Source organism: Stackebrandtia soli (assembly GCF_965137155.1).
GTDB classification, from domain to species: Bacteria; Actinomycetota; Actinomycetes; order Mycobacteriales; family Micromonosporaceae; genus Stackebrandtia; species Stackebrandtia soli.
Genome location: NZ_CBCRZX010000028.1, coordinates 38,279 through 63,283 on the forward strand (window position 1 = coordinate 38,279; position 25,005 = coordinate 63,283).

At 68.1% G+C, this 25,005-nt stretch carries 20 protein-coding genes and 1 riboswitch; of the genes, 12 read left to right on the forward strand and 8 right to left on the reverse strand.

Annotation, left to right across the window (positions count from 1 at the left end; translation table 11 throughout):
* Nucleotides 1-101: 101 nt before the first annotated feature.
* The 6 genes from ACM9NP_RS16225 to ACM9NP_RS16250 all read left to right on the forward strand — a co-directional run bounded on the left by ACM9NP_RS16225 (nucleotide 102) and on the right by ACM9NP_RS16250 (nucleotide 5,908).
* Nucleotides 102-1,040 carry a phosphotransferase enzyme family protein gene (locus ACM9NP_RS16225; RefSeq protein ID WP_415647545.1) on the forward strand — a complete coding sequence of 313 codons (939 nt, stop codon included), beginning with the start codon at nucleotides 102-104 and terminating at the stop codon, nucleotides 1,038-1,040.
* A gap of 3 nt (nucleotides 1,041-1,043) precedes the next feature.
* Nucleotides 1,044-1,664: a YigZ family protein gene (locus ACM9NP_RS16230; RefSeq protein ID WP_415647546.1), complete on the forward strand. Its 621-nt coding sequence runs from the start codon at nucleotides 1,044-1,046 to the stop codon at nucleotides 1,662-1,664.
* A 63-nt stretch (nucleotides 1,665-1,727) separates the two neighbouring features.
* Nucleotides 1,728-2,534, forward strand: a complete 807-nt coding sequence (locus ACM9NP_RS16235; RefSeq protein ID WP_415647547.1) for a class I SAM-dependent methyltransferase — start codon at nucleotides 1,728-1,730, stop codon at nucleotides 2,532-2,534.
* A 97-nt stretch (nucleotides 2,535-2,631) separates the two neighbouring features.
* Nucleotides 2,632-3,624, forward strand: a complete 993-nt coding sequence (locus ACM9NP_RS16240) for a phage baseplate protein (RefSeq protein ID WP_415647548.1) — start codon at nucleotides 2,632-2,634, stop codon at nucleotides 3,622-3,624.
* A gap of 155 nt (nucleotides 3,625-3,779) precedes the next feature.
* Nucleotides 3,780-4,292, forward strand: a complete 513-nt coding sequence (locus ACM9NP_RS16245; protein ID WP_415647549.1) for a MarR family winged helix-turn-helix transcriptional regulator — start codon at nucleotides 3,780-3,782, stop codon at nucleotides 4,290-4,292.
* Nucleotides 4,293-4,294: 2 nt separating this feature from the next.
* Complete coding sequence (locus tag ACM9NP_RS16250) at nucleotides 4,295-5,908, forward strand: MDR family MFS transporter (RefSeq protein ID WP_415647550.1); 1,614 nt, start codon at nucleotides 4,295-4,297, stop codon at nucleotides 5,906-5,908.
* 2 nt (nucleotides 5,909-5,910) lie between these two features.
* On the opposite strand, the gene ACM9NP_RS16255 is transcribed toward ACM9NP_RS16250, so the two are convergent.
* The 7 genes from ACM9NP_RS16255 to ACM9NP_RS16285 all read right to left on the reverse strand — a co-directional run bounded on the left by ACM9NP_RS16255 (nucleotide 5,911) and on the right by ACM9NP_RS16285 (nucleotide 15,168).
* Nucleotides 5,911-7,983: an Hsp70 family protein gene (locus ACM9NP_RS16255; protein WP_415647551.1), complete on the reverse strand. Its 2,073-nt coding sequence runs from the start codon at nucleotides 7,981-7,983 to the stop codon at nucleotides 5,911-5,913.
* A 160-nt stretch (nucleotides 7,984-8,143) separates the two neighbouring features.
* Entirely contained in the window at nucleotides 8,144-8,947 is an 804-nt protein-coding gene (locus ACM9NP_RS16260) for an ECF transporter S component (protein ID WP_415647566.1), read from the reverse strand.
* Nucleotides 8,948-9,027: 80 nt separating this feature from the next.
* Nucleotides 9,028-10,644, reverse strand: a complete 1,617-nt coding sequence (locus ACM9NP_RS16265; protein WP_415647552.1) for an ABC transporter ATP-binding protein — start codon at nucleotides 10,642-10,644, stop codon at nucleotides 9,028-9,030.
* Nucleotides 10,641-11,810, reverse strand: a complete 1,170-nt coding sequence (locus ACM9NP_RS16270; RefSeq protein ID WP_415647553.1) for a CbiQ family ECF transporter T component — start codon at nucleotides 11,808-11,810, stop codon at nucleotides 10,641-10,643. The genes ACM9NP_RS16265 and ACM9NP_RS16270 overlap by 4 nt, the downstream gene beginning before the upstream one ends.
* Nucleotides 11,771-12,646 carry a hypothetical protein gene (locus tag ACM9NP_RS16275; RefSeq protein WP_415647554.1) on the reverse strand — a complete coding sequence of 292 codons (876 nt, stop codon included), beginning with the start codon at nucleotides 12,644-12,646 and terminating at the stop codon, nucleotides 11,771-11,773. The genes ACM9NP_RS16270 and ACM9NP_RS16275 overlap by 40 nt, the downstream gene beginning before the upstream one ends.
* Nucleotides 12,643-13,956: a prenyltransferase/squalene oxidase repeat-containing protein gene (locus ACM9NP_RS16280; RefSeq protein WP_415647555.1), complete on the reverse strand. Its 1,314-nt coding sequence runs from the start codon at nucleotides 13,954-13,956 to the stop codon at nucleotides 12,643-12,645. The genes ACM9NP_RS16275 and ACM9NP_RS16280 overlap by 4 nt, the downstream gene beginning before the upstream one ends.
* 128 nt (nucleotides 13,957-14,084) lie before the next feature.
* Nucleotides 14,085-14,200, reverse strand: a riboswitch (cobalamin riboswitch).
* A gap of 176 nt (nucleotides 14,201-14,376) precedes the next feature.
* Entirely contained in the window at nucleotides 14,377-15,168 is a 792-nt protein-coding gene (locus ACM9NP_RS16285) for a DUF817 family protein (protein ID WP_415647567.1), read from the reverse strand.
* A 516-nt stretch (nucleotides 15,169-15,684) separates the two neighbouring features.
* Between ACM9NP_RS16285 and ACM9NP_RS16290 the strand changes: the two genes are divergently transcribed.
* The 6 genes from ACM9NP_RS16290 to ACM9NP_RS16315 all read left to right on the forward strand — a co-directional run bounded on the left by ACM9NP_RS16290 (nucleotide 15,685) and on the right by ACM9NP_RS16315 (nucleotide 22,395).
* Entirely contained in the window at nucleotides 15,685-16,272 is a 588-nt protein-coding gene (locus ACM9NP_RS16290) for a TMEM165/GDT1 family protein (RefSeq protein ID WP_415647556.1), read from the forward strand.
* 335 nt (nucleotides 16,273-16,607) lie between these two features.
* On the forward strand, nucleotides 16,608-17,186 hold the full coding sequence (locus tag ACM9NP_RS16295; RefSeq protein ID WP_415647557.1) for a PadR family transcriptional regulator: 579 nt from the start codon (nucleotides 16,608-16,610) through the stop codon (nucleotides 17,184-17,186).
* A complete protein-coding gene (locus ACM9NP_RS16300; protein ID WP_415647558.1) occupies nucleotides 17,186-17,944 on the forward strand; it encodes an ABC transporter ATP-binding protein in 759 nt (252 codons plus the stop codon). The genes ACM9NP_RS16295 and ACM9NP_RS16300 overlap by 1 nt, the downstream gene beginning before the upstream one ends.
* Nucleotides 17,945-17,947: 3 nt before the next feature.
* Nucleotides 17,948-19,801: an ABC transporter permease gene (locus ACM9NP_RS16305; RefSeq protein ID WP_415647559.1), complete on the forward strand. Its 1,854-nt coding sequence runs from the start codon at nucleotides 17,948-17,950 to the stop codon at nucleotides 19,799-19,801.
* A gap of 496 nt (nucleotides 19,802-20,297) precedes the next feature.
* Nucleotides 20,298-21,770 carry a M81 family metallopeptidase gene (locus ACM9NP_RS16310; RefSeq protein WP_415647560.1) on the forward strand — a complete coding sequence of 491 codons (1,473 nt, stop codon included), beginning with the start codon at nucleotides 20,298-20,300 and terminating at the stop codon, nucleotides 21,768-21,770.
* Between the two features lie 130 nt (nucleotides 21,771-21,900).
* Nucleotides 21,901-22,395 (forward strand): hypothetical protein, encoded by a 495-nt coding sequence (locus ACM9NP_RS16315; RefSeq protein WP_415647561.1) that lies wholly within the window; start codon nucleotides 21,901-21,903, stop codon nucleotides 22,393-22,395.
* Between the two features lie 56 nt (nucleotides 22,396-22,451).
* Here ACM9NP_RS16315 and ACM9NP_RS16320 read toward each other — a convergent pair whose 3' ends face one another.
* Nucleotides 22,452-24,953 (reverse strand): DEAD/DEAH box helicase, encoded by a 2,502-nt coding sequence (locus tag ACM9NP_RS16320; protein ID WP_415647562.1) that lies wholly within the window; start codon nucleotides 24,951-24,953, stop codon nucleotides 22,452-22,454.
* Nucleotides 24,954-25,005: the final 52 nt, after the last annotated feature.

Genomic DNA, 25,005 nt, shown 5'->3' on the forward strand with positions numbered 1-25,005 from the left:
ACGTGGTTGAGGGCTTGGCAAGCGTTAGCCGGTGGCGGGTGGTGGCGCGACGCTGTGTTTGAATGCGGGTTCGTGTTGGTGGACAGGGGAAGGAACCGGCGATGGCGACCGCGAAGTCGGCCGAGTACGGACCGGTGTTGGAGCATTTCGCCGCCGAGGACGTCGCCGAGGAGTCGTGTTACCCGTTCGCTCCGGTGTTCAGGTGCCGGGTCGGCGGCCGGGAGGCGGTGATCAAGCGGACGCGGTCGACGTCGGCCTCGGCGAGCGCGATCGCGGGTTGGACGACCGAGCTGGCCGCTCAGGGGGTTCCGGTGGTGTGGCCGCTGCCGGCGCTGGTGTCGAATCCGGTGAGGATCGGCGAGGAGACGTGGGTGGCCTATCCCTTCGTCGAGGGGGAGCGTTACACGGGGACGCCCGAACAGGTGGAGCTGGCGGGTGCGCTGTTGGGGCGGATCCACGCGGCGACGTCGACGGTGACGGCGCCGCCGTTCTCGTGGCCGGACCCGGACGGTGAGTCGATCGCGGCGGACCAGGTGGGTTTGCGGGCGACCCTGGGGGCGCACGCGCCGGAGCACGTGGCGCGTTTGAGCGAGCTGGTGGCGTTGTTTCCGAAGGAGGTGCTGCCGATCGTGAGGGGCGCGGGTCTGCCGTCGGTGAGCGCGGTGATGGACTACAAGGCGAACAACCTGGTCTTCGGGGCCGACGGGCCCGTCTTGATCGATCCGGACAACGCGGACTACGCGCCCCGGTTGTTGGATCTGGCGTTGGCGGCGCTTCAGTTCCACATCGAGCACGCGGAGGCTCCGGCGCGGATGTTCGATCGTGACCAATGGGGGCGGTTCATGTCCGGGTATGGTCGCTTCGTCGAGTTGACGTCGTTGGAGCGGCGACTGTGGCCGGTGGCGGTCGAGTACATGCTCAGCGAGTTCGGTGTGTGGTCGTTGGTGGAGTCCGACGATTGGGACGACCCTCGGGAGGCGGGGATGTTGATCGACATGGCGTCGGCGACGGTCGACCGCTTCCCGTTGCCGGGGCCCTGATCGGTGCGGGCGATCGCGCGCGACGGCGAACACGAGCTGGTCATCAACCGATCCCGGTTCCTCTGTGCGGTCGCCCGGGTGTCCGATGAGGAGTCCGCGCGGGGGTTCATCGCGGAGCGGCGTCGTCTGCATTGGAACGCCACGCACAACTGCGTCGCCTATGTCGTCGGTTCCGGTGGTGCCGCGCAGCGGTCCAGTGACGACGGGGAACCGGCGGGGACGGCGGGTGTGCCGATGCTGGAGGTGTTGCGGCATCGCGATCTGACGGACACGGTCGCGGTCGTGACGCGTTATTTCGGCGGGGTGAAGCTCGGTGCGGGCGGTCTGGTCCGGGCGTATGGTCGGGCGGTCTCGGAGGCGATCGACGCCGTCGGCACCGTCGCGCTCGTGCCGTTGCGGATCGTGCATGTTTCGTTGGACTACGTGGACGGTCCTCGGGTGGAGCCGGAGTTGCGCGCGGGGCCGTACACGGTGCTGGCCGTCGACTACGGTGCGGAGGTGCGCATCGACGTCGCCGTCGCGGAGGCGAGTGTGGACGAGCTGACGGCGTGGGTCGCGTCGCGGGCCGCCGGTCGCGCCCGCGTCGAGCCGGGTGAGGTCACCGTGGTCGAGGTGCCCGAGTAGCGCGGTCGATCGGGCCGGAATATGTCGTTGCGGCGGACGGGGCGCGCGGTCACGATGGGCCGCATGACCGAATCGACGATCGAACCCGAGATTCACGGCTACTACGAGCGCGGTGGTGAACGCGACAGGCTCGCCGTCAGTGGCCCGGGCCGACTGGAGTTCCTGCGCACCAGGGACATTCTGCGCAGGGTGCTGCCGACCGGGCCTCTGTCTATTCTGGATGTCGGGGGTGCCTACGGGGTGCACGCCCGCTGGCTCGCCGAGGACGGCCACCGCGTGCACCTCGTCGACCCGGTGCCGTCCCAGGTCACCCACGCGGCGACGCTGCCCGGAGTCCACGCGACCGTGGGCGACGCACGCCGCCTCGACGTGCCCGACGACCACGTCGACGCGACCCTGCTGCTGGGGCCGCTGTATCACCTCGTCGACGCCGGGGATCGACATGCGGCTCTCGTCGAGGCGCTGCGCGTGACCCGGCCCGGTGGTCTCGTCGCCGTCGCCACCATCAGCCGGTTCGCGGGGCGCCTCGACCTGCTGTCCCGACACGCCCTCGGCGCGCATCCCGGCATGGCCGCCGCCCTCGCGGACGTCGAACGCACCGGGGTGCACGCCCCGGCCGCGTACGGCGCGTTCACCACGGCCTACTTCCATCGTTGCGAGGAGATCGCGCTCGAGTGCGCCCGGGCCGGACTCGACGAGGTACGTCAATACGCGATCGAGGGCGCCGCCTGGCTCGTCAGTGGAATCGACACCGACCTCGATGACGACAATGTCCGCGAGCTCGTTCTCGATGGCTTGCGCCGCACGGAGACCGAGCCGAGCATGCTCGGCGTCAGCAGTCACCTCCTGACGATTGGCACAGTGGACTGACCGTTGTGGTGGATTCGTGGCGGTGCCTTGACGGCCACGTGCGGCTACCCACTACTCTGCTGGGCCTCACCGTGGTAACGCACGAAAGGACGACACGATGACCTCTCAACGCGGCAGAGCGGGACTCAGCCGACGCGGCCTCCTCTATGGAGGTGGCGCGCTGGCCGCGGTCACGGCGCTCGGAGGTGGAGCACTCTGGGGATCGAGCGCGTTCGCCGAGGCACAGGCCGCGGCCGGACCCCGGTTCAAGCTCTCGACGGCCGCCGTGAAGTACATCCGCGAGAAGCCGGTCCACCACACGACCGTGCTGCAATCCTTCGCCTTCGACAACCCGCACAAGCACATCTACGTCCTCCAGGTCGTTGGCGACGGCAGCAAGGGCGACATGTGCCTGACGAAGATCAACTACTCGGGCACCAAACTCGGCTACATGTTCCTGCGCGGCTTCGGTCACGGGGTCGGCATGGGCGTCGAACCCGTCGGCGCCGACGCCTACATCTGGACCGAGACGGACTCGAACCCCTCCTCCGGATACGGCCGGGCCATCACCCGGTTCAAGTTCGTCAACAAGAAGACCCTCACCTACGGCTCGTCGTCGATCCCGGTGCACCGGCCGGTGAAGGGCTCGACGAGCAATCAGCCGAGCGTCGACATGTTGAACAAACGCCTCGTCCTACGCCACCGCGTCGCGGGTGTCGCGCGTTACCGCGTCTACGACCTGGCCGACGCGAAGGCGGGCAAGTACGGCGCACCGCTGTACGAGTTCCCCCAAGTCGGTGTCAAGAGCGGCGAAGTGTTCCAGGGTTTCTGCTCGCTCGGCGACTACGTCTATCAGATGGTCGGCACGTCCTACACCGGCGAGAGCGGCTCGAATCCGCCGTCGAAGCGGGGCAACACCTACCTGTCCTCGATCGACATGCGCACCGGCGCGCTCGTGGAGCGCCGCTGGACGCAGGCGGCGTACTCACTCGACTTCCGCGAGCCCGAGGGCATGGCCGTGCAATTGACGTCGAAGCCGCGTCTGTTCATGGGTTTCGCCTCGGGCAGGAGCGGCGCCCGCAAGATCAGCCTGTACTACAAGCCGAGCTGACCTGCCGCACAACCCGTGCCGGCNCCGTCGGCGTCGGCGTCGGCGATCGGATGTGTCGGAGTCCGCGCCAATGCTTGGTGTCACCAAGTAAAGTCGCCTCCGTTGTGGGACCGGTGTTCGCCCACACCCCAGCCCTCGCATCAGAAGGAGACACCGTGGTCGATGAGGCGATTCGCCGCGTGGAGGTCGCGCTGACCGTCATGGCCAGCCGAGTCCACAAGGTCCATCTTCTGACCGGTGACAAGTCGCACCGCCTCGAACGATCCGCCTACAACGTCCTCGGACGGCTCTTCGACGAAGGCCCGCGCCGCCTGAGCGACCTCGCCGCCGTATTCGGCCTGGACATCTCCACCGTCTCGCGGCAGGTCCAATCGCTCGAAGCGGCGGGACTCGTCACCCGCGAACGCGACCCCGCCGACGGCCGAGCGCACCTCCTCCGACTCACCTCTGCGGGGGAGACCGCGATGCGGCAGACCCGGAACCGACGCCGAGGGATCCTCCGCGATCTCCTCGGATCCTGGCCCGACGACGACGTCGCCACCTTCGCCGAGCTGCTCGAACGCTTCGACTCGGACATGCGCGCCCGGATCGGCGAATTCTCCCGTTCCCAGGGCACGGACCGCCCCACGGCCAACACTGGTCCTACCGACGACGCGAAGGAACTGTGACCGTGCCCGACCCGATCCCCGCCGCCGAGCCCGAGATACCGAACCTCACACACCGCCAGATCATGACGGTGTTCATCGGTCTCATGCTCGGCATGCTCGTCGCCGCCCTGTCCCAGACGATCGTCGCGACCGCGCTCCCCACGATCGTCGGCGAACTCGGCGGCCAGGACCAGCTCGCCTGGGTCGTGTCGGCGACGCTCCTCGCCTCCACCGCGTCCACCCCGCTGTGGGGCAAACTGTCCGACCTGTACGGACGCAAGATCATGTTCCAGCTCGCGATCGGCGTCTTCGTCGTCGCGTCCCTCGGCGCCGGTTTCGCCCATGACATGGGCCAACTCATCGCGATGCGCGCCGTCCAGGGCCTCGGCGTCGGAGGCCTCATGGCGTTGTCGCAGGCGATCATCGGCGACGTCGTCGCACCCCGCGAACGAGGGCGTTACCAGGGTTACATCGGATCGGTCTTCGGGGTGTCCACCGTCGCCGGGCCGCTCATCGGAGGGTTCCTCGTCGAGCATTTCTCCTGGCCGTGGACATTCTGGATCGGCATCCCCATCGGACTGATCGCGCTCATCGTCGTCGAACGGGTCATGAAGTTCCCGTTCCCGAAACGCCGCCACACGATCGACTGGCTCGGGGCGTTCTTCATCGTCGCGTCGGTCAGCGCCCTGTTGCTTTTGCTGTCGCTCGGCGGAAAGGAGTTCGCCTGGAACTCCGGCCGGACATACGGGCTCGCCGCCATCGCGGTCATCATGCTCCTCGCCGCCGTCTGGCAGGAACGCCGCGCCGGCGAACCGATCATGCCGCCGCGCCTGTTCGTCAACCACACCTTCGTCCTGACCAGCGTCGCCGGGTTCATCGTCGGTGTCGCGATGTTCGGCGCGATCATCTTCCTGCCGCAGTATCTGCAGATCGTCAAGGGCGCGACCCCCACGGCGTCCGGCCTGCTGACGCTGCCGCTGATGGCCGGGATGCTGCTGACGTCGATCACCTCCGGGCGGCTCATCACCCGCACCGGCAGATACAAGGCCTACCCCGTCGCGGGCCTCGCCATCGCCTCCGTCGGACTGGGCCTTCTGTCGCTGCTGGAGGTCGACACCCCGCTGTGGCTGGCGGGCATCTACATGGCCGTCACCGGCATGGGGCTCGGACTCGTCATGCAGGTCCTGGTCCTCGCCGTGCAGAACGCCGTCCCGCACAGCGACCTCGGCGTCGCCACGTCGGGCGCGACGTTCTTTCGATCGATGGGCGGCGCCGTCGGCACCGCGACCTTCGGAGCGCTCCTGTCGCACCGCCTCGCCGAGACGATCCCCGCCCAGCTCGCGGCAGCCGGAGTCCCGCCCGATCGCATCGCCTCCGCCGCGCACGGCGCGACGTCCGCGACACCGGAGGACATCCAGAAGCTCCCCGGACCGATTCACGGCGCGGTCGTCTCGGGCTTCGCCGAGGCACTGCACACGACCTTCCTCGCCGCCGTGCCCTTCGCCGTCGTCGGGTTCTTCGTCGTGCTGTTCCTTCGGGAGCTTCCGCTGCGGTCACGGCCGTCCGGAGACGCGTTCGAGGGCGGCGTCACCGACGTCGCCAAACTGGACGACGACACCTCGACGCCCCCACGGTGACCTCAGACGGCGGCCCGAGCCTCCCCGGTCCGCGGGTCGTACAGGTGCGTCGAGGTCCGCTCCCCGGGACGGGCCGACCACACGATCAGCGTGCCGCCGTCCACCGTCCACAGCAAGGTGATGTCCCGAACCTCCCCGTCGGGACGATCCACATCGGCCGCCCACAGGGCCTTCCTGGTTTGTGCGTCGAAGCAGGTCACGCGGCCGTGATCGTCGGCGCTCGCCAGGTGTCTCCCGTCGGGGGAGTACCGCAGGTGCCGTGAACTCCCTTGCGTCTCGTCGACATCGGTGAAGTCGTCCGCGGCGATGTCCCAGTAGTTGAGGCCGTCCTCGTCGGAGAACGCGAGCGTTCGCCCGTCCGGCGACCACGCGAGACAGTCGACCGAGAGCGCGAGCTCCGTGCGCACCCGGGGCGCGGTCGGCAGGTCGAGGATCGTGAGGCGGCTGGTCGTGGTGACCGCGAGCCGGCTGCCGTCCGGTGACGCGGCCAGGTTGGTCACGAAGTCGTTGGCGACCTCGAGGATGGAGTCCAGACGTGCGGCACGACGTCCCGTGCGCGCGTCCCACAACACGACCTTGCCCTTGGCGGCCAGATCCGTCGTGACGATGCCGCCTCCGCCCAAGACCCAGCAGGCCAGCGTCGGATGCGCCGTCAGGTCATGCCGGAACGAGACGGGAGCGCCGCCCGCGGCGCTGTACACGGTGACCCGTCGCTGGTACGCGCTGACGACGCGGTCGCCCGCCGGTGACCACAATGGTCCGACGCGCGCTGGACCGAGCTGCGTCATCGCGCCGTCGGCCGTGTTCCACACCCAGGCCGTGTCGTCGTCGCGGTACGCGAGGAGTCCGTGGGCGTTGAGGTCGGCGAACTCCATGCGGTCGACCGGGGGCAGTGCCGTCTGCCGACGTGGCGGTGGCGGCGCGGTGGGCCGTGGCGGCGAGGGCGGAGGCTGTCGTGGCGCGTGGCGAACCGGTGTGGGCGCCATGACGGGCAGTCGTGGTTCGCCGTGTGTTTCGCGCGTCGCGACGCGAAGCGCGCCGAACGCCACGGCAAGTTCCGGTTGCTCGGTTAGCTCGGCGGGCAGGCCCAGCCGTCGCAGCAGCTCGGTGGCGACCAGGGGCATACGACTGGCACCGCCGACACAATGGATCACGGTGGGGGAGGGCTGCCCGACGCGGGAGAGGAGCCGTCGCGCGCCGTCCACGGAGCGAAGGATCAGGGGCAGCGCGGCGGCCTCCAGCTCGCCGCGTGTCACGTGCGTGTCGCGGTCGATGATCGGCAGAAAGACGGACGCCGACGACTCGCGACTGAGCAGCTCCTTGGCGCCGCGAACGTCTTCCCATAGTAGACGTCGATCACGGCGGTCCCGGGCGTCGTGGGGATCGGTGAGACGCCCCCAGGCGTCCGGATCATCGGAGAACGCCGATCGGAGCACGTCGAAGAGCGCCTGATCGACGTCGAGGCCGCCGAGATCGTCGATGCCGTCGGTGGCGAGGACCGTGATGTCATCGCCGTGCCGCGTCACCACCGTCAGATCGCAGGTTCCGGCTCCGAGATCGAAGACCAGTATCGGTTGACCGGCGGCGAACGCGTCGGGGCGACCGTGCAGCAGGTGGTGGGCCGCGGCCACCGGTTCGGCCACCAGCGAGGTCGCCGGTAGACCCGATTTCTCTGCGGCCCGTTGGAGGATCGCCAGCCGATGTCCGCCCCAGTCGGCCGGATGCGTCAACGTCGCGCGCTCGATGGTCCAGCCGAGGGCGTTCCGAGCCTCGCCGACGACCCTGGACAGGACGGCCGACAGCAGGTCCACGACGGCGACCTCGGTCTCGTCGAGGAGGACGCTGCCGTCATCGATGCGCCGCTTCGGATTCGGTTCGAACGCCGTGGGGCGGGAGGCGGCGCCCCGCAACGCGTCGCGACCCGTGAGCAGTCGTCCGTTCGCGGCGAACACACCCGATGGCAGCAGCGGTGACCCGTCGAACAACAGCGGCGCGGGCGGGGTTCCGGCTCGGTCGATCATCGCGACCGTGTTGGAGGTGCCGAAGTCGATGGCGAGGGTGCCAGGGTCGGGCATCCGTCCAGAGTAGCCGTCGCGTCGTCACGATGGAAGGGGTGCTCGGCGACGTGAAACCCGAGCGGTGCTGAAGTTCGTTTCAGGCGACTTCAGCACCGCTTCAGGCGGGCGGACTATCGTTGAGGACGAGCCGCCGTCGGATCATTCACAGTGGAGGGGGTCAATCGCGGGTACCGACGGGGGTGAAGGTGATCGGGGCGTCGAACGCGGCCCGTCGCGACGCCCGACGCAACACCGCGAGCACGGCGGGTCCGATGAGGAGGATCGCGATCAGGTTGGTGAGCGCGCGTCCGGTATCCCAACCGAAGCTCGACGTGGTGAGCGTGAAGATGACGAAACGATGCAGGTTCTCGAGTATCGGATCACCTGGAACGAACGACAACTGCGTGTCGATGCCCGCCGTGAACGGCCAGAACCACATGTTCATGATGAAGCCGAACGCGTAGGCCGAGAAGACGGCGTACCCGGCGAGCATCGCGATCTCCGCCTTACCGTTGACGCGTCGGGGTAGGAGCCCGGCACCGAGACCGATCCACGCCGACGACACCATCTGGAACGGCAACCACGGGCCGACACCCGCCGTCAGCAGCGCCGACGCGAACAGCGACGTCGTGCCCATGACGAAGCCGAAACCCGGTCCGAAGACCCGACCGGCCAACACGAGCATGAAGAACACGGTCTCGATGCCCGCCGTCCCCGCGCCCAGCGGGCGTAGTGCGGCGTTCACGGCCGACAGAACGCCCAAGAGCGCCAACACCTTCGGGTCGATCCCGCCGGAGGACAGTTCCGCCAGAACGATCGCGAGAATCACCGGCATCGCGATGATGAAGATGAACGGCGCGTCGGCCGAGTGCGCCATCGCCTCCGGTTCCGGCGCGGCGAACAACGGCCAGAAGAACATCGCGAGGCCCGCGACGCTCGCGATCGTCAGAATCACCCAGGTGCGGGGCAGCACGCGCAGCACGCCTCGGTTCGGTGACGTCGGCTCGGGAGGCGGTTCGAGCGGACGGACGTCCGCCACGGTCGGCGTCGGATTCGGCGTGGTCACGCGGCCACCTCCCGATCCTGGAGCGCGGCGGCAACCTGCTCGACCGTCAGCCACGCTTGCGGGGCGAGGATCTTGGCGACCTGCGGCGCGAACGCCGGAGACGCGACGACGACCTCGGCGGTCGGGCCGTCGGCGACGATCTCCCCTTCGGCCATGACGATGACGCGGTTCGCGGCGGTGGCGACGAATTCGACATCGTGCGTGGCGACGACGACGGCACGGCCACCGGCGGCGAGCTCGGCGACGATGCCCGCGAAGCGTTGCTTCGCGTGGTAGTCGAGCCCTCGGGTCGGTTCGTCCAGGAGGATCACGTTCGGCGCGGCGACGAGTTGCACGGCCAGGACGAGCGCGAGCTTCTGCCCCTCGGAGAGATCCCTGGGGTGGTGACGGTCGTCGATGCCCGGCAACAACGAGTCCAGTAGGGACCGGCAGGTGCCCGGTGCCGCGTCGGATTCGGTGTCGCTTTGGGCGCATTCGGCCCCGACGGTGTCCAGGTACAGCAGATCGGCCGCGGTCTGCGGCACCAAGCCGACGAGCTGCCGCGCCCGGCGCGGGCTCTGCCGCATCGGGTCGACGCCGCCGACGTCGACGGTGCCCGATCGACGCGGCCCCGAGCCTTGTACCGCCCACAACAGAGAGGACTTGCCGGAACCGTTGCGGCCCATCAACGCGACGACCTCGCCGGCGTGCAGGTCGACGTCGACCGACCGCACCGCGACCTTTTGTCCATAGGTGACTGTCACGTGGCGGGCGCTCAGCAGCGCCGATGAGCTGGACGTGTCGCCGAGCGGGGGTTCCACGTCGGCGAGCGCTTCCCGTAGCGGCGCGGCGCGTCGTCTGGCGTCCCGCACCGACAACGGCAGCGGCTCCCATCCGGCGAGCCGGCCCAGCCGCACGACTGGTGGGGCGACGTCGGAGTCGGTCATCATCGTCGCGGCGTCGCCGTCGCCGACGGTCCCGTCCGGGTGGACGCGGACGAGCCTGTCTGCGTACTGCAGCACTCTCTCCAGTCGGTGTTCGGCGACGACGACCGTGGTCCCGAGGTCGTGGACGAGCCGGATGATCGCCGCGAGTACGTCCTCGGCGGCGGTCGGATCGAGCGCCGAGGTCGGCTCGTCGAGAACGAGCACCTTCGGATGCGTCGTCAGGACGGCGCCGATGGCGACGCGCTGTTGCTGACCACCCGAGAGCGTCCGCAGCGCCCTCCGCCGCAGTTCGGCGATGCCGAGCAGGTCGAGCGTCTCTTCGACGCGTTTTCGCATGACATCGGGGCGGACGGCGAGCTGTTCCATGCCGTAGGCGAGTTCCTCCTCGACGGTGTCGGTGACGAACCCCGCCAGCGGATCCTGGCCGACGACGCCGACGAGTGCCGCGAACTCCTGCGGTGGAAGATCCTCGGTGGACCGTCCGTCGACGCTGACACGGCCGTGCAGGTGCCCACCGGTGAAGCGCGGCACGAGCCCGTTGATCGCCCCCAGCAATGTGGACTTTCCGGAGCCGGTCGGCCCCGTCACGAGGCACAGTTCGCCCTCGTCGAGGTCGAGCGTCACGTCCCGCAGAGTGGGGGTCGGCGCGTCGGCGTAGCGAAACGTCACTCGATCGAAACGGATCACGCGGTCTTCTCCTTGGCCGGAACGGTGGCGGCGTCGAGGTCGGCGGTCAATTCCGGAGGTGGCGCGAGCCACGCGGGCAGCACACCCACCAGAATGGACGCCGCCGCGAGGCCCGAGATTCGCGGCCACGCCAACGGATTCAACGAGGGGTACAGATCGGCCGGGTCGACGCTCGCCGTGACGTACATGAGCGCCCCGGCCGTGATTCCGGCGGTGGCGACGACGACTTCGCCGAGCCGCCAACGGTCGGGCCGATACCGGGAGCGTCGCACGCGGCGCCCGCCGAGGATGAACCCGACCGTCGCGATCACCAGGCCCGCTAGGAGTATCGGCACGCCCATGTATCGCGGCGTCGACGCGTCCATCACCCCGTACAGTCCCGCGCAGACGCCGAGCAGGCCGCCGATGACGAGCGTTCCCGTCACCAGCCGTGCCTTCGCCGAAATCGTTCCGGTGTTGCCGTAACCGCGCGACGCCATCGCCGCGGCGAGCGCCAGCGACCGGTTCAAGGCGTCCTCCAGCACCGGGATCAGGATCCCGCGCAGAGCCCGCATGCCCTTCTGGCGGCTGGCGCGGAGTCGACGCGCGCGTCGAACGCGCTGCACGCTCTCGATCAGCTGTGGCGCGATGGACAGCGTGACGACGACCGATGTGCCGATCTCGTACAGCGCGCCGGGCAGCGCCTTCAGCATCCGTTTCGGATTGGCCAGCGCGTTCGCGGCGCCGACGCAGACGACCATGGTCGCCAGTCGCAGGCCGTCGTAGAAGCCGCCGAGGAGTTGTTCGGCGGCGACGGGCCCGAAGAGTCGGATGCCCGCCGCCCATGCCGGCAGTGGGATCTGCGGCAGGGTGAACAGGATGATGTCGCCCTGTCCGCCGCCGAAGACGACCCGGAACACCACCCGCGCGGTGACGATGAACGCTCCGAGGAGCAGGTACATCCGAAACGCCAGCGCCCACGGGGCGTCACCGCGGCGGCGTACGACCACGTACGCGCAGACCGTGAGGATCAGTCCGAGCAGGATCGGGTTGGTGGTGCGGCTGGCCGCGGTGGCGAGACCGAGCGCCCACAGCCACCACGCGCCGGGGTGAACGGCGCGTGGCAGCGGTGACAGTAGTTGTGAGCTCATGCGGAGGACGCGGATCTGTTCGCTCGTCGTCGCCATGCGCCGATTCCGGCGAAGGTCGACAGGAGCGCGACGGCGCCGATTCCGGCAAGGGTGCTGCCGGGGATGGTTCCGTCGTCGACGACCGAGGTCGACGCGAGTTCGTCGCCTCCGGTCCAGTCGGCGACCTCGGTGGGGGTATCGCTCGGACCGGGCGTCCCTTCGTCGAGTGTGGAAGGACTGGCCGACGCCTCGTCCTCCTCCTTAGTGTCCTTCGTAGAGTTATCTCCGTCGTCGGGCTTCGAGCTTCCGGGGCGCTGCGGCTCATCATCGGGCCCGCCGTCGTCGGGATCGTCGGCGGGAACAGGACGGGACGGGGCCACGCGCGGCGGCGGATTCGTCGTGCTCGTCCTGTCCTTGGAGAAGGACCAGCCTTCGAAGCTGCCCGGCGGTGGCTTGCGGTTCATGACGCCCCACTGGCTGTACGTCCAGTTGCCGTTGTTGGGGGCGTGCCAGTACGACCAGTACGCGGACGCAGGGGGAGTGTCGATGCACGGTTCGTCGGCCGGGCCGGGTTTGCCCTCGATGCGGCAGATGAACGCCTCGCCCCAACGATTCGTGCCGGCGATCTCGATACCGGCGTTCTTCAACGCCGCGTGGCCGGTCGCCTGGTCGCCCGGGGCGCACCGCACGATCGTCGATCCGCCGAGTTCCTGGAAGTCGATGACGACGGTGACGCCGTCGCCGTCGGGACAGAAGCCGGGCGTGCCCTTGCTGTGGTCGATCGCGAAGGCGTCGGAGACGGTCGCGGTGGTGGTCACGACGGTGAGCCCGAGTGTCAGCGCGACTGTCAGTAGACCGGCGCGCAGTGCTCGATGGACGGTGGTCGGTTTCATGAAGTGCTCTCCTTGCGGGACAGTCGCAGCAGGATGAGGCCGGCACCGGCCGCGCCGATGCCGAGGGCGGCGAGCGGCAGGACGGGGGCGCCCGTCGCCGGGAGCTGCCCGTTCGGCCCGCCGGCACCGGGTCCGGGCGTCGAGGGGGTGGGTTGCGGGTCGACGGGGCCCGGATCGACGTCGACGAGCCCGATCTCGCCGAGTGAGACGTCGGCCAGCGCGAGCAGTGCCTGTGGTGTCGCGCGGCGCCATTGGTCCCGTTGGAACAGCGCGATTCCGTCGGTCTGCGCCGCCGCCAGGGATTCCCCGTTGTAGGCGATCGCGCCGAGCTCGGCGCTCGCGGCCGCGGCGTTGGCCGAGGTCAACTGGTGATCGAGGACCCAGGCGGCCGCACGGTCGGCGGCGGCGGTTTCTCCGGCTGCGCGCAATGCCTGGCCGGCGAGCCCGGTGCTGTTGGTGTTGGACGCCTCGGTCGGCCCGGATCCGCCGAAGGAGCCGTCTTCGCGTTGAATCGACGCGAGCCAGGCTGCTCCCTTGTCGGCTGCTTCCAGGGCTCCGGCGCTGTCGTGCTCGGCCGCCGCGTACAGGGCCTGCACCGCCATTGACGTCGAGTCGGGGTCGAGGACGGCGTCGGCGCCCTGTTCGTCGCAGTCTCCGGTGACGGTGCCGCCGCCGAAGGCGTAGGGGTAGAGCCGGAACCCACCGACGGAGCACTGCTGATCGATCAGGAAGTCCACGATGGATTGCGGAACTCCGCCGCTGCGGGACAGGCCGAGCACGGCGAGGGACTGTCCGAAGGTGTTGCTGCTGTCGACAGACGGAGCATCCACTTTGTCCTTCACTCGTCCCTCTTCGAGGCCGAGTTCGGGTCCGGCGACCAGATCGAGCGTCTCCTGGCGCAGATCGTATGAGCCGAACGCCTCCGCGTCGGAGTCGGTGATGACGGCCGCGTACAGGAGCTTCGCGGTCGCGCCCGCGATGCGTTGGCCGGGCACGCCCCAGGCGTCGTAGCTGTTGTAGTCCCGCACGTGCGATTTCAGGGCGGCGGTGATCTCTTGGGCGGTCTCGGCGTCGGCGCCCGTGGCCTCCAACGCGATCAGCGCGTCGATCGTGAGTCCCCAGTCGGGGGTGCCGACCATTCCGGGGATGCCGCCGTTGTCGTCGACTTCGGTCGCGAGCCACAGCGCGGCCGACACCGCGTCGGGGTCGGACGACTCGTCGGCGTGGGTGGTCGTCGGGGTCGCCACGACGCCCGCGACGGTGAGGAACGCGGTCGCGGCGAGGTGGGCGAGGGTTCTGGCGCCGACCATGGGGGTCCTTTCCGGGACTGGTCGACAGAGAAGTCCCGGAACGGGCGCGCCGCACCGACATCCATTAAGGACAGAAATTCGATGGGACGCGCTACCGGGCTCCGCCCTGTAGACCATGACAGGGGATGAAGCGGTAAAGCGTCACGTCGGGTATTCCGGCTCGCGGCCACATGGGCCGCTCACGGTTGCAGGTCAGCGCCGGATTCTCACCGGCTTCCCCCGAAACGTGGGCTGTGTATGAAGTTGTGCGCGTCGGGACGCGGGGGGCTGTTCACGATGGTATCCGCACAATGTGTGTGGTGACCAGTCCCGCACCGAGTCGGCCGTGAAGGGGGACGGCGGGAGCATACGCGGGGCGATGTGGATCGCGATCGCCGGTCGGTGCGGGGGTGCGATCCGTCGCCGGGGAAGTGTCACCCGTCATCCGCGCGGCCACGGTTCGGACCGCCGCCACCGACCGGAGGCGACCAGCACAAAGGACACGCAGATGAGCAGGGCCCAGGCCCACAGTTTGCTCAGATGTACCGGCTGCCAGCTCTGGGCCTGATGCGGATACACCCACGCGCCCAGGAACGTCGACACGTTCTCGGCGATCCAGAGGAAGACCGCGATGAGAACGAAGGACACGATGAGCGGCATGCGGTATCGCACCGCTCCGACGGTGAAATAGACGCGCGTGCCCGTCGTGACGTAGACGAGTAGAACGGCCAGCGCCGAACGAACGTCGACGAGCCAGCCGCTGGTCAGGAAGTTCGCGTAAACGGCGACGGCGACGAGGGCCGTCGCCACCGGTCGGTAACCGCCGAGCCTCAAGTCCAAAAGATGCCAGGCCCGGCACACATAACTACCGACGGCCGCGTACATGAAACCCGCGAACACGGGGACGCCCGCGATCGTGAGCAGTCCCGGATCGGGGTAGTGCCACGAGCCGATCGTCACCTTGACGAGTTCGAAGCCAAGGCCCACCAGGTGGAACCACAGGATCGTCGCGGTGTCGGCGCGATCGTCCCAACCCGCGAACCAGAACAGCAGCGTCACGGCCACGCCGTAGACGGCCAAGGCGTCGAAGCGGTTGACGGGCAACGGAACGAGCGTCGAGAGTGCCAGCCCCGCGACGATTGCGACGGCGAAGGCACACGCCTTCGCCTCCAGCCAACCGAAGCGGACCAGCTGCGCGACGACGTGCGCCGCTCGGCGCGGTCGGCGGATCATCGTCACCACGCGCGCCTCGGCACGGCGTCGTGCCGCTTGAACGTCGTCGGGATCGCGCTGTCGGGGAGGAGTCCGGCGACGGTGGGGTCGAGTTCCATTCGCCGAACCGTACATAGGAACGGGTGTGACCGGCAGTCGGACGATTCGCTGTTTTCAGCGGTGTCCTGGGAACGCTCGTGTCGAGAACCGGGCGCTCCGCGTTCGCGTCCGGGTGAAGCGCCGGCCGAGGGCCCCGGGGCGGTGAAGCATCCCGATCCGTCGCGTTCCCGGGCGCCCGTGGGCTCGGTCACGACCCCTGTCGCTCGGACGGTTCGGCGGGTTAAGGTGTTGGCTGCGAAGGGGAGTAGTCCTCCAAGCGCATGATCGACATACTGACGCGTCCTCGGGCCCGTCCGGTCATGCGGCCCTGGCCCCAGGGTGGACGAGACCTTCGGCTCCAGCTGTATCCACAGCCGGGCCGAGGTCGCCTCTTGCGCGAATCACGTCCCGGCGTCGACCGGGAAGGCTTCCCCTCTCATGACCGGGTTCTTCATCGCGCTCGCGGTGAGCTTTGGTGTCATCTTCGTCGCCGAGTTGGGCGACAAGTCACAACTCATGGCGCTCACGTTCGCCACGCGCTTCAAGCCCTGGCCGGTGCTCATCGGCATCACCATCGCCACCGCCGTCGTGCACGCGGTGTCGGTCGCCGTCGGCTACGGTCTCGGTGCCGCGCTGCCGACCGGTTGGATCGCCCTGATCGCGGCGGTCGCGTTCCTGGCGTTCGGCGCCTGGACACTTCGCGGTGACTCCCTCACGGACGAGGAGAAACAGAAGGCCGAGAAGACCGACAAGAAGGCGATCATCGCGGTGGGCGCGGCGTTCTTCCTCGCCGAACTCGGCGACAAGACGATGCTGGCCACGATCACCCTGGCCACCCAGTACGGGTGGTTCGGAACGTGGTTGGGCTCCACTTTGGGCATGGTCGCGGCCGACGCGTTGGCCATCCTCGTCGGCCGGGCGCTCGGCAAGCGCCTGCCGGAGAAGACCATCAAGTACGGTGCGGCGGCCCTGTTCGTCATCTTCGGCGTCTGGCTGTTGATCGACGCCATCGGTCAACTCGGCTGAGGCCCACTCCAGTGGGCGCGGGCTGCTCAGGGGGCCCGCTCCCACTGGAGTACCGCTCAGATCGCCGGTCCTATGTGGCTAATGATCCCGTTCCAACACGTCGGCCGGGTCGCAGCCCGGGATTCGGGCGACCACGGCACCACCACCGAACCGGCGGCCCCGACGGGAGCCCGCCAATCGGCGCGCCTCTATGAGAACGTCGGCCAAGATCCGAAACCAGTGACGCCCGATCGGCTTCCTCGGCTTCATACCCACAAGGACCTCGATGGCATCAGGCAATTGACAGCTCCCTATCTAACGGTTATCTTTCGTACCTAACGGTTAGGGAGGGTCTCGTGTCTCAGGCTGTCGACACATCGGGCAAGGAGCCGTCCCACGGCTATCAGCTGCGGGTCGTGCAGGAGGTGTTGCTGGCGCTGCTGGCAAAGGAGCCGTCCCACGGCTATCAGCTGCGGGCGCGGCTTCAGGTCGCGCTCGGCCCATTGGCGGAGGTGCTGAACGCGGGTCACGTATACGTGACGCTGAATCGGCTCGACAAGGCCGGACTGGTGACATCACGGCGAGTCGGCCAGTCCGACCGGCCGGATCGCAAGGTCTACGAGTTGACCGCCGCCGGGCGGGAACGTGTCACCGAGTGGCTCGGCGACATGAGTTGGCCGAAGCCGGCACCGGCCGAATTCCACTTGAAGCTCGTGGCCGCCGCGGAGGCCGGGCTGGGCGATCCGGAACGACTCGTGGATGTGCAGCGTCATGCCGTCCTCGCCGAACTCGCCGCGGTGCAGCGGGCCGCTTTGGCCGAGCCGGAAGGTTCGGCCGCCGGCCTCTTGCTCGAAGGCGTGGTGCTCAGACTCCAGGCCGACCTTCACTGGCTCGAGGCATGCGCTCAACATTGGACTATCCGAAAAGGATTTTAATGGAGATCATCGAATCACCGTCGAGTAGTGACCCGGTATTGCGCGCTCATGAACTGCGAAAACAGTACGGCTGGGGAGCCGGGCTGGTGCACGCCGTCGAGAGAGTCCGTCTGGAGGTCACGGCCGGCGAGACGTTGGCCATCATGGGCCCCAGCGGAAGTGGAAAGTCGACGTTGTTGCACGTGCTGGGCGGCCTGGAACGGCCCTCCGGCGGGGAGGTGTGGATCTCGGGACGTCGCGTCGACATAATGGACGAACGGGCGCTGGCTCTGTTGCGCCGCCGGAACATCGGCTTCGTGTTCCAGGCCTTCCACCTCATGGACGAGCTCACCGCCGTCGAGAACGTCGAGCTGCCCGCCCTACTGGCTGGAGTCTCACCGCGCGCGGCGAGGCGGAGCGCGTCCGAGCTCCTGGAGCGCGTCGGTCTGGCCGACCGCGCTGGGCACCTGCCGACCGAAATGTCGGGCGGTCAACGTCAGCGGGTCGCGATCGCCCGAGCGCTCGTCAATGACCCGCTGGTGGTCTTTGCCGACGAACCGACCGGCAATCTGGACACTGCGGCGACCACAGAAGTGCTGCGGCTGTTGGACGGCCTGCACACCGCCGGTCAGACCCTGGTGATCGCCACACACGACGCGCGGGTCGCGGCAACCGCGGACCGGCTCATCTCGATGCGGGACGGCGTCTTCGTCGAGGAAACCCGACTGAGCCACAGTGGTGGCCGTCGGCTCGGCGAGCTGACCGGAATGGGGGGCTGACCGATGGGCAGGATCCTGCTGGTGTGTCGACTCGCGATGCGAGACCTGCGTCGCCGCCCGGCCGAGGCCGCGCTGCTGTTGCTCACACTCACGTCCGCCACTGCGATGCTGACCCTTGGGCTCGTATTGCAAGGGGTGGTCAGTCAGCCGTTCGAGGGGACTCGGGAGGCCACGTCCGGGCCGGACGTCATGGCCAGCGTGGCGCCCGTCGAGGACGAACCCGCCGACATCGCCAGTCTGGAAGCGCTCGCCGACGAACCCGGCGTCGCCGCCCACAGCGGCCCGTTTCCCTACTCGCAATCGGTGTTGTCGGCCGACGGAGTCTCCGCGGTCGCGTGGGCCCAGGGCCGTGGCACCGCCCCTGCGGGGGTCGACCAACCTGCGCTGACCGACGGGGTCTGGGTTCGTGACGGCGGCGCCGTGATCGAGGCCAGTTTCGCCGAAGCGCTCGCGCTCGGCACCGGCGACAAGATCACATTGGACGGTAATACCTTCGAGGTCGTCGGCGTCGCGGTCACCGCGAACACCCCGCCGTATCCAAAGTCCTGCTTCGCCCCCTGTTACTTCGAAGGCGACGAGAAGCTCAACCAGCTCCCGCCGCCCGAGCGGGGGAAGGACGCACCGCCCACGGAGGCGTTCCTCCCGGGTCTCAGCGGCCTGGTCTGGCTCACCGACGCGGACGCCCGCAGCCTGGTCAGTACTCCCGATCACCTCGCGTACGTCATGAACTTCGAACTGGACGACCCCGACGCCGCCCAGGCTTTCACCGAAGCGCACCAACCGAACGCACACACGGAACCCTTCGTGCAGAACTGGCAGGAGGTTCTGAGCGGGCACACCTGGATCGTCGAGAAGAAGCAGGAGACCCTGCAGGCCGGGAGCATTCTGCTGGGCCTGCTCGCTCTCGCCAGTGTCGCGGTACTCGTCGGCGGCCGAATGGCCGACCAGTTTCGCCGCGTCGGGCTTCTCAAGGCCGTCGGCGGAACACCGCGCCTGATCGCGGCCGTGCTGCTGGCCGAGCACCTCGTCCTGGCCCTGATCGCAACGGCCGCCGGGCTGGCGATCGGACGGGTATCCGCTCCACTGTTCTCCGAACCCGGCCCAGGTTTGATCGGCTCCGCGGGCACCCCACCGTTCAGCCTCACCACGGTCGGGCTCGTGATGGTCGCGGCGTTGACGATCGCCGCCCTGGCGACCTTCGTCCCGGCGATCCGTGCCGCCCGAACCAGCACGCTCCTGGCACTGTCGGACTCCTCGCGGCCACCGCGCCGGACCGCGTGGCTCAACACGCTGTCGGCGAGGTTGCCCGTGCCGCTGCTGTTGGGGTTGCGGGTGGCCTTCCGGCGTCCGCGCCGGACCTTCTTGGGTGGGTTGGCCATCGCCATCACGACCTGCGGGATCGTTACCGCGTTGTCGGCCCACGCGCACCGCTATCTGACGGAGAAGGCTCCAGGTGACGACCCGCGCCTGGCCATCGGTCAGGCGCTGACTCTGGTCACGATCACGCTGATCGTTCAAGCGAGCGTCAACACGATCTGCATCGTATGGACGAACATTCTGGACACCCGGCGATCGGCGGCACTGGCCCGCGCGCTCGGCGCGACCCCCAGGCAGGTCAGTGCGGGATTCGCGATGGCGCAGGTCCTTCCAGCGCTCATCGGGGTCCTGTTCGGCATCGTCGGAGGAATCGGACTGGCCGAGCTCCTCGACGATGACCCGGTCACCGTGCCGCCCCTGTGGCAACTGTTCGTGGTGGGCATGGGAACCCTGGTGGCGATAGCAATGCTGACCGCCGTTCCAGCCCGCATCAGTGCCCGCCGGGCTGTCGGGGAGATCCTGCAAAGCGAGAGTCGCTGAGGCCCGGTCGCGTGGCGAAGGCTTCGGATGAACCTGGTGTGTCGCAACAGATTTGCTAGCTGGGGAGGGGTCGTGGGCGCTGTTCGGCTCCCACTTCCCCTTCCCGGCCCGCGAGCGATCGCCGACGGCGCTCGTCATCGAACACGACATTCCCGCCCGGTGGGCACGGCCGCAGGGCGTCCGATTGGTCTTCTACGGGAAATCGATCAACGCATTGCCTGGAGCCAGGCGAATCGAGCCCGTCACCACGACTTCGTTTGAATCCAAGACGCGCAGCGAGATCGTGCGGACGGCACGCGGAACTGCCGCGAGACCCTTCGACTCCCTGGTCGACTCTCGCACACCCTCATTGAACTGTGTATATCGAACTCGAGGGTTTAGCGTCCTCACCTGCGGCGCTGTCGTCCCTGCGAACATCCAGCCAAAACCCGCGACGAAGCCGACCCGACGAAATCGCGTATTGATCTTGGTCGCGGTCGGCTCTAGGCTGGCGCGCATGAGTGCACGTAAGTGGCGAATCGCCGTCGGAGGCATACACATCGAGAGCTCGACCTTCAGCCCGCACGTGGCCGGGCAGCGGGATTTCTCGGTGACACGTCGGGACTCGCTGCTGGCGCGGTACGACTGGATGCCCACGGGTGTCGACTGGGTGCCGTTGGTTCATGCGCGTGCGCTCCCCGGCGGCGCGGTCGCGCCCGAGTTCTACGACGCGATCGTCGAGGAATTCCTACGCGGACTCGCCGTCGCCCATGCGGAGTCGCCGTTGGACGGCGTGTACCTCGACATTCACGGTGCGATGAGCGTCGTCGGCCGTCGGGACGCCGAGGGCGATTTCGCGAGTCGCGTCCGTGAGGTCGTGGGGTCCAAGGTGCTCGTGTCGGCCTCGATGGACCCGCACGGGAACGTCTCGCGCGCCCTGGCCTCCAACGTGGACCTGCTGACATCGCATCGAATGTCCCCACACGAGGACGCCCCGTTGACGAAGCGCAGAGCCATGTCGAACCTGGTGGCGTGCCTCGACTCCCGTGTCCGTCCGCTGCGCGCGTGGGTGACGGTCCCGGTGTTGCTCCCGGGGGAGAAGGCCTGCACGCGTGACGAACCCGCGAAGAGCGTGTACGCGTCGCTGGTGGACGTCGAGGCCCACGACGACGTGATCGACGCCGCCGTGTGGATCGGATATGCCTGGGCCGACGAACCTCGCTGTCAGGCGGCGGTCGTCGTCACCGGCACCGATGCCGAGTCGATCGCCGAACACGCGCGCTCCCTCGCCCGGCGTTGGTGGGACGAACGCGCGGCGTTCGCGTTCTCGACCGCCGCCATGGACATCGACGCGGCGCTCGACGCGGCGCTGACCTCGACGGCTCGGCCGTTCTTCATATCGGACTCGGGGGACAATCCGACGGCGGGCGGCTCCGGCGATGTCGCGTATGGACTGTCGCGCCTCCTGGTCGACGAGCGGTTCGCCTCCGGTGAGCGGACGGCCATCTGGGCGAGCGTCGTCGCTCCCGACGCCGTCTCGGCGTGCCTGTCGGCGGGTGTGGGCGGCCGCGTCGACGTGACCGTCGGCGGCGAACTCGGATGGACCGCGACCCCGCCGGTGCGCCTGACGGGGGAGGTCACCGCGTTCGCGTCCGCCGACGAGACCGGAGGCGACATGGCCGTCATACGTTCGGGAGGCGTCCACGCGATCGTGACCCAGCGGCGCAAACCCTTCCACTACGTCTCCGAGCTGACGGCGCTCGGGCTCGACCCGGCCGCCGTCGACGCGACGATCGTCAAGATCGGTTACCTGGTGCCGGATCTGTTCGACGCGGCGAAGGACTGGGTGCTCGCGTTGACACCCGGCGGTGTCGACCAGGACATCGAACGTCTCGGTCACTCCTCCGTCATTCGTCCGATGTATCCCCTCGACGCCGAGATGGGAACGCCGACCATGGACGTCACGCTCTTCGAGCCAGGTGACAGCTGACGAAGGCGGCGGCCCACCGAGTTCGGAATCATTAGACTATGTGGACTTGTCCTGGGTCTTTCGCTTGGCGCCACGGTGATCGCGATCGCCGTCATCGTGGCCGACGGTGGCGATCGCGATAGAGTTCGGCATGGTCATACCCTGGCGGGCCAGCGTCGAGGAGTTCGCGCGGATCCTCAGAGCCCACGGCCTCGATCCCGATGCCGTCGACGATGTCGACGCGGCCTGGTCCGCGTTCGAGGCGTTTCTTCAGGTCGGTGTCGACGGCATCGACAGTGTCGAGGACCTGGGCGACGGCTTGAGCGTCGAATGGGGTTGGTGGAGCCGGACCGATCCTCGCGCGTCGTTGGCCTTCCGGCGGCTGCTGGGCGTTCTCGACACTGAGGACCGCGACCAACCGGAGTACTGGGTCGTGGAACTGGAACTGTGCTTCGAGGATTCTCCGGACTGGGCCGACCTGCACCGCATGGAATCCCGGGGCACGGGCTTCGAACATTACGAACTCGGCGAGGAGCGGCGTGCCGCGCTCGCGGACCTGCGGGGGTTTCTCGACACGTACCCGCAGCTGGCGGCGTTGTTCCGGGCCACGCCGGTGGCCAGTCGACTGAGGCTCGAACACGTTTGAGGACACACGTTTGACCGGGGCCGCCCCTTTACCGGCGCGCGGCCCCGGTTTCGTCGCTATGCCTGGGTCAGCTCGGTGATGGTGAGAACCGGCGTTCCCGCCTCGTCGCTGGCGGTGAGGTCGACGTCCCCGTGGATGCGCCAGTCGTGGTGGCGTTCGGGGTCGTCGAGGATCTGGGTGACCGACCAGTGTCCGGGGGTGGACGTGGTGTCGATGAGGATCATGCCGGAGCCGCGTGCGCCGGGCCCGGTGCCGATGTCGTCGTGGGTCTCGTAGTACGCGTCCAGCGCCTCTTCCCATTCCTCTTGGGACAGTCCGCTCTCGAGCGCCGCGAGTAGGTCGGGACGGTCGAGCGCCGCGAGTTCGACGTGGCGGAACATGGCGTTGCGGACGGCGACGGTGAACGCTCGGGTGTTGCGGGTGATCGAGCTGGTCTGTTCGGTGATCGCCGGGGGTGCGCCGTCGTCGGTGGGGTTGGCGAGCTGCTCCCATTCGTCGAGGAGGCTCGAGTCGACCTGTCGGACGAGTTCACCGAGCCAGGCGGTGAGGTCGCGGAGGTCCTCGGTCTTCGCGTCGTCGGGAATGGTCTGGTCGAGTGCCTTGTAGGCGTTGGCCAGGTATCGCAGGACGACGCCTTCGGAACGGGACAGTTCGTAGTGGGCGATGAACTCGCCGAAGGTCATGGCGCGTTCGTACAGGTCGCGGGCCACCGATTTGGGGCGGAGTGCGTGGTCGCGGATCCACGGGTGGGTGGAGCCGTAGGCGTTGTACGCCTCGGTGAGGAGTTCCTCGAGTGGTTTGGGGTAGGTGATCTCGGCGACGCGTTCGACGCGTTCGTCGTATTCGATGCCGTCGGCCTTCATTTGCGCGACGGCTTCGCCGCGGGCGCGGTTCTGTTGTGCGGCGACGACGGCTCGGGGGTCTTCGAGTGTGGATTCGATGATCGAGAGCGTGTCGAGTGCGTGTAGTTGGTCTTCGGGGTCGAGGAGTTCGTACGCGGCGAGGGCGAACGGCGACAGTGGTTGGTTGAGGGCGAAGGTGGTGTCGAGGTCGACGGTGAGGCGTTGGCGGCGGCCCGAGCGGTCGGGTTCGTCGAGGTTTTCGATGATGCCGGCGGCCAGGAGCGACCGGTACATCGCGATGGCTTCTTTGATCAGTTTGCGTTGGATCCCGGGGCTGGCGTGGTTGTCGGTGAGGAGTTTGCGCATCGCGTCGAAGGCGTTGCCGGGGCGGGCGATGATGTTGATGAGCATCGCGTTGGAGACGGTGAAGCGGGAGACGAGTGGTTCGGGTTCGGCTTCCTGGAGGTTGGCGAAGGTTTCTTCGGACCATCCGACGAAGCCCTCCGGTGGCTTCTTCTTGACGACCTTCTTGCGTTTCTTGGGGTCGCTTCCGGCTTTGGCTGCGGCTTTCTCGTTCTCGATGACGTGTTCGGGCGCCTGGGCGTAGACGTGGCCCTCGGTGTCGAATCCGGCGCGTCCGGCGCGTCCGGCGATTTGGTGGAACTCGCGGGCGCGGAGTCGGCGGACGCGGCTGCCGTCGAATTTGGTGAGTCCGGTGAACAGGACGGTTCTGATGGGGACGTTGACGCCGACGCCGAGGGTGTCGGTGCCGCAGACGATTTTGAGTAGTCCCGCTTGGGCGAGTCGTTCGACGAGGCGTCGGTATTTGGGGAGCATTCCGGCGTGGTGGACGCCGATGCCGTGGCGGACGAGTCGGGAGAGGGCTTTGCCGAAGGCGGTGGTGAAGCGGAAGCCTTTGATGAGTTCGGCGATCGCGGCTTTTTCTTCTTTGGTGCAGACGTTGATGCTCATGAGGGCCGATGCCTGTTCGAGGGCGGCGGCCTGGGTGAAGTGGACGATGTAGACGGGTGCCTTGCCGGTTTCGAGGAGGTTCTCGAGGGTGTATTGGAGCGGGTCGCGGGTGTAGGTGTAGTAGAGGGGGACGGGGCGGGTGGCTGAGGTGACGACGGCGGTTTCGCGGCCGGTGCGGCGGGTGAGGTCTTCGGCGAAGAACGAGGTGTCGCCGAGGGTGGCGGACATGAGGATGAACTGGGTGTGGGGTAGTTCGAGGAGCGGAACCTGCCATGCCCAGCCGCGGTCCGGTTCGGAGTAGAAGTGGAATTCGTCCATGACGACTTGTCCGACGTCGGCGTAGGCGCCGTCGCGCAGGGCGATGTTGGCGAGGACTTCGGCGGTGCAGCAGATGAGTGGTGCGTCGGCGTTGACGGAGGCGTCGCCGGTCATCATGCCGACGTTGTCGGTACCGAACTTTTCGCAGAGGTCGAAGAACTTCTCGCTGACGAGTGCCTTGATGGGCGCTGTGTAGAAGCTGGTGCGGTCGGCCGACAGTGCGGCGAAGTGGGCTCCGGCCGCGATGAGGCTTTTGCCTGAGCCGGTGGGGGTGTTGACGATGACGTTGTTGCCCGACACGATTTCGAGGAGTGCTTCCTCTTGGGCTTCGTAGAGGTCGATGCCGTTGTCGGACGTCCACGTGGTGAACGCCTCGTACACGTCGTCGGGTTCGGGTTTGTCGGGAAACACGTCAGCCAGGTTCACCAGCCTATTGTGCCGCCGGTGTCGGGGTTGGTGGGCCGGGGGAGGAGTTGGG

What these genes read in the sequence shown, in the direction of transcription:
- ACM9NP_RS16310 (WP_415647560.1), top strand. Translation starts at nt 20,298, where the DNA reads ATGAGTGCACGTAAGTGGCGAATCGCCGTCGGAGGCATACACATCGAG.
- ACM9NP_RS16255 (WP_415647551.1), bottom strand. Translation starts at nt 7,983, where the DNA reads ATGCCCGACCCTGGCACCCTCGCCATCGACTTCGGCACCTCCAACACG.
- ACM9NP_RS16290 (WP_415647556.1), top strand. Translation starts at nt 15,685, where the DNA reads ATGACCGGGTTCTTCATCGCGCTCGCGGTGAGCTTTGGTGTCATCTTC.
- ACM9NP_RS16275 (WP_415647554.1), bottom strand. Translation starts at nt 12,646, where the DNA reads ATGAAACCGACCACCGTCCATCGAGCACTGCGCGCCGGTCTACTGACA.
- ACM9NP_RS16270 (WP_415647553.1), bottom strand. Translation starts at nt 11,810, where the DNA reads ATGGCGACGACGAGCGAACAGATCCGCGTCCTCCGCATGAGCTCACAA.
- ACM9NP_RS16285 (WP_415647567.1), bottom strand. Translation starts at nt 15,168, where the DNA reads ATGATCCGCCGACCGCGCCGAGCGGCGCACGTCGTCGCGCAGCTGGTC.
- ACM9NP_RS16225 (WP_415647545.1), top strand. Translation starts at nt 102, where the DNA reads ATGGCGACCGCGAAGTCGGCCGAGTACGGACCGGTGTTGGAGCATTTC.
- ACM9NP_RS16300 (WP_415647558.1), top strand. Translation starts at nt 17,186, where the DNA reads ATGGAGATCATCGAATCACCGTCGAGTAGTGACCCGGTATTGCGCGCT.
- ACM9NP_RS16305 (WP_415647559.1), top strand. Translation starts at nt 17,948, where the DNA reads ATGGGCAGGATCCTGCTGGTGTGTCGACTCGCGATGCGAGACCTGCGT.
- ACM9NP_RS16240 (WP_415647548.1), top strand. Translation starts at nt 2,632, where the DNA reads ATGACCTCTCAACGCGGCAGAGCGGGACTCAGCCGACGCGGCCTCCTC.
- ACM9NP_RS16235 (WP_415647547.1), top strand. Translation starts at nt 1,728, where the DNA reads ATGACCGAATCGACGATCGAACCCGAGATTCACGGCTACTACGAGCGC.
- ACM9NP_RS16280 (WP_415647555.1), bottom strand. Translation starts at nt 13,956, where the DNA reads ATGGTCGGCGCCAGAACCCTCGCCCACCTCGCCGCGACCGCGTTCCTC.
- ACM9NP_RS16315 (WP_415647561.1), top strand. Translation starts at nt 21,901, where the DNA reads ATGGTCATACCCTGGCGGGCCAGCGTCGAGGAGTTCGCGCGGATCCTC.